The organism is Streptomyces sp. NPDC033845 (assembly GCF_055576225.1).
In genome coordinates, this window is sequence record NZ_JBVIRI010000012.1 from 177,627 (window position 1) to 190,875 (window position 13,249).

A 13,249-nucleotide genomic window follows, 5' to 3' on the forward strand; every position below is an offset into this window, starting at 1 on the left:
GCCCCTTACAGCTTCATCAGGCTGGCGTCGTCGACCGAGGCCGAGTGGCGGGTACGGAACAGCGACACGATGATCGCCAGGCCGACCACGACCTCCGCGGCGGCGACGACCATCGTGAAGAAGGCGATGATCTGGCCGTCGAGGTTGCCGTGCATCCGGGAGAAGGTGACGAAGGCGAGGTTGCAGGCGTTGAGCATCAGCTCCACGCACATGAACAGCACGATCGCGTTCCGCCGGACCAGCACCCCGGCGGCGCCGATGGTGAACAGCAGCGCCGAGAGATAGAGGTAGTTGACCGGATTCACTTCGCCGCCTCCTCGTGCGCGTCCCGTCCGAGGCGTTCCGCCGAGCGCTGTTCCAGCGCCTTCAGGTCCTCCATGGCCTGGCCGGACACGTCCCGGATCTGGCCTCGGGCGCGCAGCGTCTTGTTGACCGTCAGCTCGGACGGGGTGCCGTCCGGGAGCAGGCCGGGGACGTCCACCGCGTTGTGCCGGGCGTACACCCCGGGGGCCGGCAGCGGCGGGAGCTGGACTCCGCCGCGGACCCGCCGCTCGGCCAGCTCGCGCTGGGTGGCGGAGGCCTCGGTGCGCTCGCGGTGGGTGAGCACCATCGCGCCGACCGCCGCGGTGATCAGCAGGGCGCCGGTGAGCTCGAAGGCGAACACGTACTTGGTGAAGATGATCTGGGCGAGGCCCTCGACATGGCCGGCGGAGTTGACCCGGCCCAGGCCGTTGAAGTGGGTCAGCCCGGCCTGTCCGATGCCGGCGATCAGCAGGCTGCCGAAGCCGAGTCCGCAGAGCACGGCCAGCCAGCGCTGGCCCTTGATGGTCTCCTTGAGGGAGTCCGCCGCGGTGACGCCGACGAGCATGACCACGAACAGGAACAGCATCATGATGGCGCCGGTGTAGACGACGACCTGGACGATGCCCAGGAAGTACGCCCCGTTGGCCAGGTAGAAGACCGCCAGGATGATCATCGTGCCGGCCAGGCACAGCGCGGAGTGCACGGCCTTCTTCATCAGGACGGTGCACAGGGCGCCGATCACGGCGATGGTGCCGAGCACCCAGAACTGGACCGCCTCACCGGTGGAGGCCGCCGCGGCGAGCGCGCTCACGCGTCCACCTCCTCGGCCGTGCCGGCGGCCTCCGCCGGGACCTCGCCCTTGGAGACGGCCACCTGCCGGGTGGTGCCCGGGGCGGCCGCGGTCACCAGGCCCCGGTAGTAGTCCTGTTCGTCCGTGCCCGGGAACACCGAGTGCGGGGCCTCGACCATGCCCTCGGTCAGTCCGGCGAGCAGCTGCTCCTTGGTGTAGATCAGCGACTCGCGGCTGGCGTCGGCCAGTTCGAACTCGTTGGTCATGGTCAGCGCGCGGGTCGGACAGGCCTCCACGCAGAGGCCGCAGAGGATGCAGCGGGCGTAGTTGATCTGGTACACCCGGCCGTACCGCTCGCCCGGGGAGTACCGCTCCTCCTCCGAGTTGTCCGCGCCCTCCACGTAGATGGCGTCGGCGGGACAGGCCCAGGCGCAGAGCTCGCACCCGATGCACTTCTCCAGACCGTCCGGATGGCGGTTGAGCTGGTGCCGTCCGTGGAAGCGGGGGGCGGTGGTCTTCTGCTGTTCCGGATACTGCTCGGTCAGCCGCTTCTTGAACATGGCCTTGAAGGTCACGCCGAAGCCGGCCACCGGGTTCTGCCACTTCTCGTCAGACATCTCTCAAGCCTCCTCTCGGTCACTGTCAGCATTCGCGCCGCCACTGACAATCAGCTCCCGCTCGCCGCGGGACCGCCTGCGCGGTACGGGAGCCGCGTGCTGGCCGGGCTTCGGCGGGACCGGGAATCCGCCCGCCATCGGGTCGAAGGGTTCCTCCGCCTCGGCCTTCGCCGGCCCGGCCGCCTTCGCCTTCCGGTCCCGGAACAGGTCCACCAGCAGGGACAGCAGGAGGACGGCGACCACGCCGCCGCCGACGTAGAGGACGATCTCGGCGAAGTCGTAGGCCTCGTTGCGCAGCGCCCGGACGGTGGCGACCAGCATCAGCCAGACCACCGAGACGGGGATGAGGACCTTCCAGCCGAGCTTCATCAGCTGGTCGTAGCGGACCCGGGGAAGGGTGCCGCGCAGCCAGATGAAGAAGAACAGCAGCAGTTGCACCTTGAGGACGAACCACAGCATCGGCCACCAGCCGTGGTTGGCGCCCTCCCAGAAGGTGCTGATCGGGTACGGGGCCCGCCAGCCGCCCAGGAAGAGGGTGGTCGCGACCGCCGAGACCGTCACCATGTTCACGTACTCGGCGAGCATGAAGAGCGCGAACTTGATGGAGGAGTACTCGGTGTTGAAGCCGCCGACCAGGTCGCCCTCGGACTCCGGCATGTCGAACGGGGCCCGGTTGGTCTCGCCGACCATGGTGACCACGTAGATGAGGAAGGACACCGGCAGCAGCACGATGTACCAGCGGTCCGCCTGCGCCTCCACGATCGCCGAGGTCGACATGGACCCGGAGTAGAGGAACACCGAGGCGAAGGCGGCGCCCATGGCGATCTCGTAGCTGATCATCTGGGCGCAGGAGCGGAGTCCGCCGAGCAGCGGGTAGGTGGAGCCGGAGGACCAGCCGGCCAGCACGATGCCGTAGATGCCGACCGAGGCCACCGCGAGGATGTACAGCATCGCGATCGGCAGGTCGGTGAGCTGCATGGTGGTGCGCTGGCCGAGGATGGACACCTCGTTGCCGGCCGGTCCGAAGGGGATCACCGCGATGGCCATGAAGGCCGGGACGGCCGCGACGACCGGGGCGAGGATGTACACCGCCTTGTCGGCCCGCTTGACGACGATGTCCTCCTTCAGCATCAGCTTGATGCCGTCGGCGAGGGACTGCAGGAAGCCCCAGGGGCCGTGCCGGTTGGGGCCGATGCGCAGCTGCATCCAGGCGACCACCTTGCGTTCCCACACGATGGAGAACAGCACGGTGACCATCAGGAAGGCGAAGCAGAACACCGCCTTGATGACCACGAGCCACCAGACGTCCCGCCCGAAGAGCGAGAGGTCCTCGGCGGCGAGCTGTACGGCGTTCACGCGTCCACCTCCGCAGTGGTGTCGGACGGGGCCGCGGCCGGGCCGATCCGGACCAGGGTGCCCGGCAGGGCCCCGGTGTCCGCGGTGACCCCGCGGCCCGCCGAGTTGAGCGGGAGCCAGACCACCCGGTCGGGCATCTCGGTGACCCGCAGCGGGAAGGCGACGGTGCCCGCGGGTCCGGTGACGGCCAGCACGTCGCCGTTCTTGACCCCGGTCTCGGCGGCGGTGGCCGCGGAGAGCCGGGCGGAGGCCTCGTGCCGGGTGCCGGCCAGTGCCTCGTCGCCCTGCTGGAGGAGGCCCTGGTCCAGGAGCAGCCGGTGGCCGGCCAGGACGGCCTCGCCGGTGCCGGGGCGGGGCAGCGGCTCGGGGTCGGCGGGCTGTTCGGAGGCGCGTTCGCCGGTCCAGCCGCCGAGCCGGTCGATCTCCCGGCGCACCGCGTGGATGTCGGGCAGGCCCAGCGGCCGGCCGGCCTCCTCGGCGAGCATGTGCAGCACCCGGGCGTCGGACGGGGCCAGCCGCCGGGTCATCTGCTCGGGCTTCAGGGCCGCCTCGAAGGGGCGGATCCGGCCTTCCCAGTTGATGAAGGCGCCCGGCTTCTCGGCGACCGCGGCCACCGGGAACACCACGTCGGCGTGGTCGGTGACCTCGCTGGGGCGGAGTTCCAGGGAGACCACGAAGGTCTCCCGGAGCGCCTCGCGGGCCCGGACCGGGTCGGGCAGGTCGGTGACCTCGACCCCGGCGACGACCAGGGCGCCGAGCTCTCCGCCGGCCGCGGCCTCCACGATCTGGCCGGTGTCCCGGCCGTAGCGGTGCGGGAGTTCGTCCAGGCCCCAGGCCGCGGCGACCTCCTCGCGGGCGCGCGGGTCGGTGGCCGGACGGGCACCCGGCAGCAGCGAGGGCAGGGCGCCCGCCTCGACGGCGGCCCGCTCCCCGGCGCGCCGGGGGATCCACACCAGGCGGGCCCCGGTGGCGGCGGCCGCCCGGACCGCGGCGGTCAGCGCACCGGGCACGGCGGCGAGCCGCTCGCCCACCACGATGACGGCGCCGGGGGCGCGCAGTGCCTCGGCGGCCTCGTGGCCGCCCTCCTCCAGGCCGGTGCGGGTGGCCAGTGCGGCCAGCCAGGCCGGCTCGGTGCCGGGGGCGGCGGCCAGCAGGGTGCCGCCCGCCTTCTCCAGGCCCCGGGTGGCGAAGGGGGCCAGGGCGAAGGTCCGCTGCTTGTGCTTGCGGTGGGCCTTGCGGAGCCTGAGGAAGACCCCGGGGGCCTCCTCCTCGGACTCGATCCCGGCGAGCAGGACGGCGGGGGCGGCCTCCAGGGAGGCGTAGGTGACCCCTTCGCCGGACAGGTCGGCGCCGGTGCCGGCCACGGTGGCGGCGAGGAACTCGGCCTCCTCCGCGCTGTGTGCCCGGGCCCGGAAGTCGATGTCGTTGGTGTCGAGGACCACCCGGGCGAACTTGGCGTAGCCGTAGGCGTCCTCGACGGTGAGCCGGCCACCGGTGAGCACTCCGGCGCGGCCGCGGGCGGCGGCCAGTCCGGCGGCGGCCGCGGCGAGGGCCTCGGGCCAGCTCGCCGGCTCCAGTTCGCCGGAGGCGGCGCTGCGGACCAGCGGGGTGGTGAGCCGGTCGGGGCGCTGGGCGTAGCGGAACCCGAAGCGGCCCTTGTCGCAGATCCACTCCTCGTTGACCTGGGGGTCCTCCGCGGCGAGCCGGCGGAGGACCTTGCCGCGCCGGTGGTCGGTGCGGGTGGCGCAGCCGCCCGCGCAGTGCTCGCAGACGCTGGGCGAGGAGACCAGGTCGAAGGGGCGGGAGCGGAACCGGTAGGCGGCGGAGGTGAGCGCGCCCACCGGGCAGATCTGGATGGTGTTGCCGGAGAAGTAGGACTCGAAGGGGTCGTCCTCGCCGGTGCCGACCTGCTGGAGGGCGCCGCGTTCCAGGAGTTCGATCATGGGGTCGCCGGCGACCTGGTTGGAGAAGCGGGTGCAGCGGGCGCACAGGACGCAGCGTTCGCGGTCCAGCAGCACCTGGGTGGAGATCGGGACGGGCTTCTCGTAGGTCCGCTTCTGTCCGTCGAACCGGGAGTCGGACTGTCCGTGGGACATCGCCTGGTTCTGCAGCGGGCATTCGCCGCCCTTGTCGCAGACCGGGCAGTCCAGCGGGTGGTTGATGAGCAGCAGCTCCATCACCCCGCGCTGGGCCTTCTCCGCGACCGGGGAGCTCAGCTGGGTCTTGACGACCATGCCGTCGGTGCAGGTGATGGTGCAGGAGGCCATCGGCTTGCGCTGGCCCTCCACCTCGACGATGCACTGGCGGCAGGCGCCGACCGGGTCGAGCAGGGGGTGGTCGCAGAAGCGCGGGATCTCGACGCCGATCTGTTCGGCGGCCCGGATGACGAGCGTCCCCTTGGGTACGGACAGCTCGACCCCGTCGATGGTGAGGGAGACGTGGTCCTCGGCCGGGGCGGTCATGCGGTCACCTCCGTGTCGGCCCACAGGGTCGACTTCTTGGGGTCGAAGGGGCAGCCCTTGCCCGTGATGTGCTGCTCGTACTCCTCGCGGAAGTACTGGAGGGAGGAGAAGATCGGGCTGGCCGCTCCGTCGCCGAGGGCGCAGAAGGACTTGCCGTTGATGTTGTCGGCGATGTCGTTCAGCTTGTCGAGGTCGGACATCTCTCCCTTGCCCGCCTCGATGTCGCGGAGCAACTGGACGAGCCAGTAGGTGCCTTCGCGGCAGGGGGTGCACTTGCCGCAGGACTCGTGGGCGTAGAACTCGGTCCACCGGGTGACGGCGCGGACCACGCAGGTGGTCTCGTCGAAGCACTGGAGGGCCTTGGTGCCGAGCATGGAGCCGGCCGCGCCGACGCCCTCGTAGTCCAGCGGGACGTCGAGGTGCGCGTCGGTGAACATGGGGGTGGAGGAGCCGCCGGGGGTCCAGAACTTGAGCCGGTGTCCGGGGCGCATCCCGCCGCTCATGTCGAGGAGCTGGCGCAGGGTGATGCCGAGCGGGGCCTCGTACTGGCCGGGGCCGGAGACGTGTCCGGACAGCGAGTAGAGGGTGAAGCCGGGGGACTTCTCGGTCCCCATGGACTTGAACCAGTCCTTGCCGCGGTTGAGGATCGCGGGAACCGAGGCGATGGACTCCACGTTGTTCACCACGGTGGGGCAGGCGTAGAGGCCTTCCACCGCGGGGAAGGGGGGGCGCAGCCGGGGCTGTCCGCGCCGGCCTTCGAGGGAGTCGAGGAGGGCGGTCTCCTCGCCGCAGATGTAGGCGCCGGCTCCGGCGTGCACCGTGATGTCCAGGTCGATGCCGCTGCCGAGGATGTCCTTGCCGAGGTAGCCGGCCTCGTAGGCCTCGCGCACGGCCTCGTGCAGTCGGCGGAGGACGGGGACGACCTCGCCGCGCAGGTAGATGAAGGCGTGCTGGGAGCGGATCGCGTAGCAGGCGATGATCATTCCCTCGATGAGGGAGTGCGGGTTGGCGAAGAGGAGGGGGATGTCCTTGCAGGTCCCGGGCTCCGACTCGTCCGCGTTGACCACCAGGTAGTGCGGCTTGCCGTCGCCCTGGGGGATGAACTGCCACTTCATCCCGGTGGGGAAGCCGGCGCCGCCGCGGCCGCGCAGACCGGAGTCCTTCACGTAGGCGATCAGGTCGTCCGGGGTCATGGCGAGGGCCTTGCGCAGGCCCTCGTAGCCCTCGTGGCGCCGGTAGGTCTCCAGGGTCCACGACCGGGGGTCGTCCCAGAACGACGACAGCACGGGCGCGAGGAGCTTCTCCGGGCTGGTGCCGTTCTTGCTGAGCTCGGTGGACACGCTCATCACTCCCCTCCCCCGGCACCGGTCTCACCGCGCGGGTGGACGATCGGTGTGTGCGGGGCTTCGCCGCGGGCGATCCGCAGTCCGATCAGCGAGGCCGGTCCGGCTCCGCCGCTCGCCTCGACGGCGCCCTCGCGCTCGTCGGGGAAGCCGGCGAGGATCCGGGCGGTCTCCTTGTACGTGCACAGCGGCGCGCCGCGGGTGGGCTGCACCGGGCGGCCGGCGAGCAGGTCGTCGACGAGCCCCTTGGCCGATTCGGGGGTCTGGTTGTCGAAGAACTCCCAGTTGACCATCACGACGGGGGCGAAGTCACAGGCCGCGTTGCACTCGATGTGTTCGAGGGTGACCTTGCCGTCGGGGGTGGTCTCGTTGTTGCCGACCCCGAGGTGCTCCTTGAGCTCCTCGAAGATGGTGTCGCCGCCCATGACCGCGCAGAGGGTGTTGGTGCACACCCCGACCTGGTAGTCCCCGGAGGGCTTGCGCCGGTACATGGTGTAGAAGGTGGCGACCGCCGTGACCTCGGCGGTGGTCAGGCCCAGCACCTCGGCGCAGAAGCGGATGCCGGTGCGCGAGACGTGGCCCTCCTCCGACTGGACGAGGTGGAGCAGGGGCAGCAGCGCGCTGCGGCTGTCGGGGTAGCGGGCGATGACCTCGGCGGCGTCCGCGGCGAGCCGTTCGCGGACCTCCGCCGGATAGTCGGGGGCGGGCAGCCGGGGCATGCCCAGCGAGATGTCGGTCATCGGTCGACGCCTCCCATCACGGGGTCGATGGAGGCGACGGCGACGATGACGTCGGCGACCTGGCCGCCCTCGCACATCGCGGCCATGGCCTGCAGGTTGGTGAAGGACGGGTCGCGGAAGTGGACCCGGTAGGGGCGGGTGCCTCCGTCGGAGACCAGGTGGACGCCGAGTTCGCCCTTGGGGGACTCGACGGCGGCGTAGGCCTGGCCGGCCGGGACCCGGAAGCCCTCGGTCACCAGCTTGAAGTGGTGGATGAGGGCCTCCATGGAGGTGCCCATGATGTTCCTGATGTGGTCGAGCGAGTTGCCGAGGCCGTCCGGGCCCATGGCGAGCTGCGCCGGCCAGGCGATCTTCTTGTCGGCGACCATGACCGGGCCGGGCTCCAGCCGGTCCAGGCACTGCTCGACGATCCGCAGGGACTGGCGCATCTCCTCCAGGCGGATCAGGAACCGCCCGTAGGAGTCGCAGCTCTCGGCGGTGGGCACGTCGAACTCGTAGGTGTCGTAGCCGCAGTACGGGTCGGTCTTGCGGAGGTCGTGCGGCAGTCCGGCCGAGCGGAGCACCGGGCCGGTGGCGCCGAGCGCCATGCAGCCGGCCAGGTCCAGGTAGCCGACGTCCTGCATGCGGGCCTTGAAGATGGGGTTGCCGGTGGCGAGCTTGTCGTACTCCGGCAGGTTCTTCTTCATGGTCTTCACGAACTCGCGGAGCTGGTCCACGGCGCCCGGGGGCAGGTCCTGGGCGAGGCCGCCGGGGCGGACGAACGCGTGGTTCATCCGCAGACCGGTGATCAGCTCGAAGAGGTCGAGGATCAGTTCGCGGTCCCGGAACCCGTAGATCATGATCGTGGTGGCGCCCAGCTCCATGCCGCCGGTGGCGATGCACACCAGGTGGGAGGAGAGCCGGTTGAGCTCCATCAGGAGCACCCGCAGGACGGTGGCCCGGTCGGGGACCTGCTCGGTGATGCCGAGCAGCTTCTCGACGCCCAGGCAGTACGCCGTCTCGTTGAAGAACGGCGTCAGGTAGTCCATGCGCGTGACGAAGGTGGTGCCCTGCGTCCAGTTGCGGAATTCGAGGTTCTTCTCGATTCCGGTGTGCAGGTAGCCGATGCCGCAGCGGGCCTCGGTGACGGTCTCGCCGTCGATCTCCAGGATCAGCCGGAGCACCCCGTGGGTGGAGGGGTGCTGGGGGCCCATGTTGACGACGATCCGCTCGTCGTCGGCCCGGGCCGCGGACTGGACGACCTCGTCCCAGTCCCCGCCGGTGACGGTGTAGACGGTGCCTTCGGTGGTCTCGCGCGCGGAGGCGTGGCTGTGAAGGGGTGACGTGGACATCAGCTGTACGACCTCCGCTGGTCGGGAGCCGGGATCTGGGCGCCCTTGTACTCGACGGGGATGCCGCCGAGCGGGTAGTCCTTGCGCTGCGGGAACCCCTGCCAGTCGTCCGGCATCATGATCCGGGTGAGGGCCGGGTGACCGTCGAAGACCAGCCCGAAGAAGTCGTAGGTCTCGCGCTCGTGCCAGTCGTTGGTCGGGTAGACGGAGACCAGCGAGGGGATGTGCGGGTCGGCGTCGGGGACCGACACCTCCAGGCGCAGGATCCGGCCGTGGGTGAGCGAGCGCAGGTGGTAGACGGCGTGCAGCTCGCGGCCCTTGTCCCCGGGGAAGTGCACCCCGGAGACCCCGGTGCAGAGCTCGAAGCGCAGCGCCGGGTCGTCCCGCAGGGTCCGGGCGACCCGGACCAGGTGCTCGCGGGCGATGTGGAAGGTCAGCTCGCCGCGGTCCACCACGGTCTTCTCGATGGCGTTGCCGGGGACCAGGTCCTGCTCCTCCAGGGCGCCTTCGAGCTCGTCGGCCACCTCGTCGAAGTACGAACCGTAGGGGCGGGTGGCGGCGCCGGGCAGGGTGACCACCCGGACCAGGCCGCCGTAGCCGCTGGTGTCGCCGCCGGCCGCGGCACCGAACATGCCCTTGCGGACGCCGATCACCTCGCCGGGGCCGGTGCCACCGCGCGGGGCGGGGACGTTGTCGCCGTTCTCGGCTGTCGCGTCGCTCACCGGAGCAGACCCTTCATCTCGATCAGGGGGAGCGCCTTGAGGGCCGCTTCCTCGGCCTCCCGGGCCGCTTCTTCCCGGTTCACGCCGAGTTTGGAGCCCTGGATCTTCTGGTGGAGCTTGAGGATCGCGTCCATCAGCATCTCGGGGCGGGGCGGGCAGCCCGGCAGGTAGATGTCCACCGGGACGATGTGGTCCACGCCCTGGACGATCGCGTAGTTGTTGAACATCCCGCCCGAGGAGGCGCACACGCCCATGGAGATGACCCACTTGGGGGCGGGCATCTGGTCGTACACCTGCCGCAGCACCGGCGCCATCTTCTGGCTGACCCGGCCGGCCACGATCATCAGGTCGGCCTGGCGCGGTGACCCGCGGAAGACCTCCATGCCGAAGCGGGCCAGGTCGTAGCGGCCGGCGCCGGTCGTCATCATCTCGATGGCGCAGCACGCGAGGCCGAAGGTGGCGGGGAAGACGGATGACTTGCGCACCCAGCCCGCGGCCTGTTCGACGGTGGTCAGCAGAAAGCCGCTCGGCAGCTTCTCTTCCAGTCCCATGGAAAACTCAGCCCCTCAGTCCCATTCCAGGCCGCCGCGCCGCCAGACATACGCGTAGGCGACGAAGACGGTGAGCACGAAGAGCAGCATCTCGACGAGCCCGAAGATCCCCAGGGCGTCGAAGGTGACGGCCCAGGGATAGAGGAAGACGATCTCGATGTCGAAGACGATGAAGAGCATCGCCGTCAGGTAGTACTTGATCGGGAAGCGGCCGCCGCCGGCCGGCATGGGAGTGGGCTCGATGCCGCACTCGTACGCCTCAAGCTTCGCCCTGTTGTACCGTTTTGGGCCGATCAGCGTGGCCATGACCACGGAGAAGATCGCAAACCCTGCGCCTAGGGCGCCGAGCACGAGGATGGGCGCGTAGGCATTCACGCTCCTCGCTCCTTCCAGTCGTCCTTGACCGTTGGACCGCTGCACCGGCCGTACACGCCCCGCCTCGCATGTGAGGCAGTTCACAAGCCGGACTGGTGCGCATCTTATGCCTGGCGGTCTGTGATCTGCGACACGGGTAACAAGACCGAGTTTGTGATCTCCACCACCTGACGAACGATCATGAAGTCCGATGAGTGGTGATCTTCATACGCGAAGCACCCACATGATCACCAGAGGTGACATCCGCACGGGTTTCCCCAGGTGGAAGCGTTGGCGCACTATCAAAGGCTGGATCCTGCACGCAAATTGGCGCTGGCCGCCGGGAAGGTGATATGCGAACCCGCGTCGCCCGACCGGGGGAGGCCGCGCGGAGCCGAGTGGACGCGTGCTTCCGTTCACGAACTCCACAGGACGCTCACAGCGCTCCCACGGCGAGACACTCCTGTGACCTGTGTCACGGCGAAATCGCGTCGGGGAAAGAGGGCTTGGCCAACTGTGCGCCCGGATGGTAGGCGTTGGATCAAATCGGACTAATCATGGAAACCCCATGATCACAGGCCTGCAACGGGCTGTCCGTTTCGCCCGTTACGGCGTCAATAAGCGAAACGGAGCGCCCGGTTCGCGCCGTTCGCGCACAACTGTGGCGCAGACCACGTTTCTTGAAGCAACCCCTGACGCCCTGATAGCGGTTGTTCCCATGTCCCTTACCGCTCACATACCCAGCCACCGGAAGCCCCGTCGCAGCGCCTCGAAGCTCGCGGTCCGCGCCGGAGTTGCCGGTGGCGTCCTCAGCACCCTGGCGATGGCCGGCACGGCGAGCGCCACCCCGGCCGAGCCGGTGACCGAGACCCTGGAAATGCCGATCCTGAACGTGGATCTGGTCTCCGGTGTGGCCTCCGCCGTCACCACCGCCGCCGACAACTCCCGCGCCGCCGCCGTCAACGGCGAGCTGGACGCCCAGGAGGCGGCCGCCCGCACCGGTGCCGCCGACGAGGCCCGCAAGGCCAAGGCCGCCGCGCAGAAGAAGCTCGACGAGAAGAAGATCAAGGCCGAGGCCGAGCGCCGCGCCGCCGCCGACCGCGCCACCCGCAACGACGGCCGGACCGGACTCAAGAAGCCCAAGAAGCTCACCGCGCCCAAGGAGCAGGAGACCCCGGTCTCGCAGGGCTCCGCGGCCGCCATCGTGAACTTCGCCCGCGCCCAGGTCGGCAAGGCCTACGTGCTGGGCAGCACCGGCCCCTCCTCGTACGACTGCTCCGGTCTGGTGCGCGCCGCCTACCGGCAGGCCGACATCTCGCTGCCGCGCATGTCCCAGGACCAGTCGACGGCCGGCCGCTCGGTCTCGCTGAACAACCTCAAGCCCGGCGACATCCTCTTCTGGGGCTCCAAGGGCAACGCCTACCACGTGGCCGTCTACGTGGGCGGCGGCAAGTTCGTCGGCGCCCAGAACTCCCGCACCGGCATCGTCGAGCGCTCCCTGAGCTACGACCGCCCCACCGGCGCCGTCCGCCTCCTCTGACGGAGCCTCCCAGCCCAGCGCGAAGGGCCGGCACTCCCCCGCTCGGGGGTGGAGTGCCGGCCCTTCGCGCGTGAGCTCAGGTCCCCAGGATGTAGTCGGCCGAGCTGATCCGGTTCTTGAAGGTGGCCGAGGCGTTGCCCCGGTAGCCCTCCGGGATCGTGCCCACGTTCCCGTCGATGTCCTTGTCGGTGGCCACCTTCCAGGTGAACACGTCCAGGTTCTTGTAGGACTCGGTGTTGTCGTTGGCCGTCCTGCCCCGGCCCGCGCACCCGGCCGGCCCGGAGAAGGAGTCGCCGGAGAAGTTCATGTCCTCGCCCAGCAGGTCGAAGACGCATCCGGACTGGCCCGCCCCGTAGTAGAGCCCGAACTCGTTCTGCTCCAGGTACCCGTTCTTCTGGAGCGCCGTGGCCGGACTCCCGGAGACGAGGACGACGGCCACCGCGACGGCCGCCGGAACACCGCTCACGGACAGGCGGTGCAAGACCCTTTTCACCATGGTTCCTCCCTGTGGGGCGATGCGGGTGTCTCGGCTGAGAATTAGGTACGACAAACTCCCGGAAGTAAAGGGGGCGTCGCACCGGTGGCGGAAAGGGACGTTGGCCGGGAATTGCCTTGTCGGCCGTTCCGGCCGTTCTTTAGAGTTCGTCGGCCCAGGATCCGGTCCAGCGAGGGAAGAACTGCACCCATGCGCAAGCACCTTGCCGTCCCGCTGCTGCTGATGTGCGCGTCCGCCACGGCCTGCGGCGGGGGCGGTCAGGAGCCCCGGGCCGAGGACAGTCCACCGCCCTCCAAGGCCGAACTCGCCTACTACGCCTGCCTGGAGAAGCAGGGACTCGCCCTGGAGACCTCCGACGGCGGCTACCCGCGGCTGGCCAAGACCGAGCCGATGGAGCGCATCACGGCCGCGGAGGCCGTGTGCGGGGCGCTGCTCCCGCCCCTTCCGTCCGCACGGCCGGCGAGTGCGGAAGAACTCGCCGAGGCACGCCGGAAAACCGCCTGCATGCGCGCCGAAGGGATTTCCTGGTATCCGGATCCCGACCCGGTCACCGGGGAATTCAATTCGATCACCAGTGAGCAGATGGGCGAACTCAAGACCACCCGGGCCGACGCCCTGGAGAAATGCCGCGAACAGCGATGACC

The 13,249-nt window shown here is 69.9% G+C and carries 14 protein-coding genes; 2 read left to right on the forward strand and 12 right to left on the reverse strand.

From position 1 onward, the window contains the following. Positions 1-5 precede the first annotated feature (5 nt). Genes nuoK through ACZ50K_RS25260 form a run of 11 tightly spaced genes read right to left on the reverse strand, consistent with a single transcriptional unit; the run spans position 6 to position 10,590 of the window. Entirely contained in the window at positions 6-305 is a 300-nt protein-coding gene (gene nuoK, locus ACZ50K_RS25210) for an NADH-quinone oxidoreductase subunit NuoK (protein ID WP_468907036.1), read from the reverse strand. Beyond that, a complete protein-coding gene (locus tag ACZ50K_RS25215) occupies positions 302-1,114 on the reverse strand; it encodes an NADH-quinone oxidoreductase subunit J (RefSeq protein WP_468907039.1) in 813 nt (270 codons plus the stop codon). The genes nuoK and ACZ50K_RS25215 overlap by 4 nt, the downstream gene beginning before the upstream one ends. Then, positions 1,111-1,710: an NADH-quinone oxidoreductase subunit NuoI gene (gene nuoI, locus ACZ50K_RS25220; protein WP_468907041.1), complete on the reverse strand. Its 600-nt coding sequence runs from the start codon at positions 1,708-1,710 to the stop codon at positions 1,111-1,113. The genes ACZ50K_RS25215 and nuoI overlap by 4 nt, the downstream gene beginning before the upstream one ends. A gap of 3 nt (positions 1,711-1,713) precedes the next feature. After that, positions 1,714-3,066 carry an NADH-quinone oxidoreductase subunit NuoH gene (nuoH, locus tag ACZ50K_RS25225; protein ID WP_468907044.1) on the reverse strand — a complete coding sequence of 451 codons (1,353 nt, stop codon included), beginning with the start codon at positions 3,064-3,066 and terminating at the stop codon, positions 1,714-1,716. Beyond that, positions 3,063-5,528 carry an NADH-quinone oxidoreductase subunit G gene (locus ACZ50K_RS25230; RefSeq protein ID WP_468907046.1) on the reverse strand — a complete coding sequence of 822 codons (2,466 nt, stop codon included), beginning with the start codon at positions 5,526-5,528 and terminating at the stop codon, positions 3,063-3,065. Before ACZ50K_RS25230 ends, nuoH begins: the two co-directional genes overlap by 4 nt. Beyond that, positions 5,525-6,874, reverse strand: coding sequence for an NADH-quinone oxidoreductase subunit NuoF (gene nuoF / locus ACZ50K_RS25235; protein ID WP_468907049.1), 1,350 nt, complete (start codon positions 6,872-6,874; stop codon positions 5,525-5,527). Before nuoF ends, ACZ50K_RS25230 begins: the two co-directional genes overlap by 4 nt. Then, positions 6,874-7,611 carry an NADH-quinone oxidoreductase subunit NuoE gene (nuoE, locus tag ACZ50K_RS25240; RefSeq protein WP_468907051.1) on the reverse strand — a complete coding sequence of 246 codons (738 nt, stop codon included), beginning with the start codon at positions 7,609-7,611 and terminating at the stop codon, positions 6,874-6,876. The genes nuoF and nuoE overlap by 1 nt, the downstream gene beginning before the upstream one ends. Further along, positions 7,608-8,942, reverse strand: a complete 1,335-nt coding sequence (locus ACZ50K_RS25245; protein WP_468907054.1) for an NADH-quinone oxidoreductase subunit D — start codon at positions 8,940-8,942, stop codon at positions 7,608-7,610. The genes nuoE and ACZ50K_RS25245 overlap by 4 nt, the downstream gene beginning before the upstream one ends. Further along, entirely contained in the window at positions 8,942-9,664 is a 723-nt protein-coding gene (locus tag ACZ50K_RS25250; RefSeq protein WP_468907057.1) for an NADH-quinone oxidoreductase subunit C, read from the reverse strand. Before ACZ50K_RS25250 ends, ACZ50K_RS25245 begins: the two co-directional genes overlap by 1 nt. After that, a complete protein-coding gene (locus ACZ50K_RS25255) occupies positions 9,661-10,215 on the reverse strand; it encodes a NuoB/complex I 20 kDa subunit family protein (protein WP_468907061.1) in 555 nt (184 codons plus the stop codon). Before ACZ50K_RS25255 ends, ACZ50K_RS25250 begins: the two co-directional genes overlap by 4 nt. Positions 10,216-10,230: 15 nt before the next feature. Beyond that, a complete protein-coding gene (locus tag ACZ50K_RS25260) occupies positions 10,231-10,590 on the reverse strand; it encodes an NADH-quinone oxidoreductase subunit A (RefSeq protein ID WP_424212346.1) in 360 nt (119 codons plus the stop codon). A gap of 697 nt (positions 10,591-11,287) precedes the next feature. Here ACZ50K_RS25260 and ACZ50K_RS25265 point away from each other — a divergent pair. Further along, on the forward strand, positions 11,288-12,109 hold the full coding sequence (locus ACZ50K_RS25265) for a C40 family peptidase (RefSeq protein ID WP_468907064.1): 822 nt from the start codon (positions 11,288-11,290) through the stop codon (positions 12,107-12,109). Positions 12,110-12,185: 76 nt separating this feature from the next. Here ACZ50K_RS25265 and ACZ50K_RS25270 read toward each other — a convergent pair whose 3' ends face one another. Further along, a complete protein-coding gene (locus ACZ50K_RS25270) occupies positions 12,186-12,575 on the reverse strand; it encodes a hypothetical protein (RefSeq protein WP_468907067.1) in 390 nt (129 codons plus the stop codon). Between the two features lie 219 nt (positions 12,576-12,794). Between ACZ50K_RS25270 and ACZ50K_RS25275 the strand changes: the two genes are divergently transcribed. Continuing rightward, on the forward strand, positions 12,795-13,247 hold the full coding sequence (locus ACZ50K_RS25275) for a hypothetical protein (protein WP_468907069.1): 453 nt from the start codon (positions 12,795-12,797) through the stop codon (positions 13,245-13,247). The last annotated feature ends 2 nt before the right edge of the window (positions 13,248-13,249 follow it).

Bases quoted from the DNA above. Each gene is read 5' to 3' on its own strand.
- ACZ50K_RS25245 (WP_468907054.1), bottom strand. From the start codon at position 8,942: ATGTCCACGTCACCCCTTCACAGCCACGCCTCCGCGCGCGAGACCACC.
- ACZ50K_RS25275 (WP_468907069.1), top strand. From the start codon at position 12,795: ATGCGCAAGCACCTTGCCGTCCCGCTGCTGCTGATGTGCGCGTCCGCC.
- nuoI (WP_468907041.1), bottom strand. From the start codon at position 1,710: ATGTCTGACGAGAAGTGGCAGAACCCGGTGGCCGGCTTCGGCGTGACC.
- ACZ50K_RS25255 (WP_468907061.1), bottom strand. From the start codon at position 10,215: ATGGGACTGGAAGAGAAGCTGCCGAGCGGCTTTCTGCTGACCACCGTC.
- ACZ50K_RS25230 (WP_468907046.1), bottom strand. From the start codon at position 5,528: ATGACCGCCCCGGCCGAGGACCACGTCTCCCTCACCATCGACGGGGTC.
- ACZ50K_RS25265 (WP_468907064.1), top strand. From the start codon at position 11,288: ATGTCCCTTACCGCTCACATACCCAGCCACCGGAAGCCCCGTCGCAGC.
- nuoE (WP_468907051.1), bottom strand. From the start codon at position 7,611: ATGACCGACATCTCGCTGGGCATGCCCCGGCTGCCCGCCCCCGACTAT.
- nuoF (WP_468907049.1), bottom strand. From the start codon at position 6,874: ATGAGCGTGTCCACCGAGCTCAGCAAGAACGGCACCAGCCCGGAGAAG.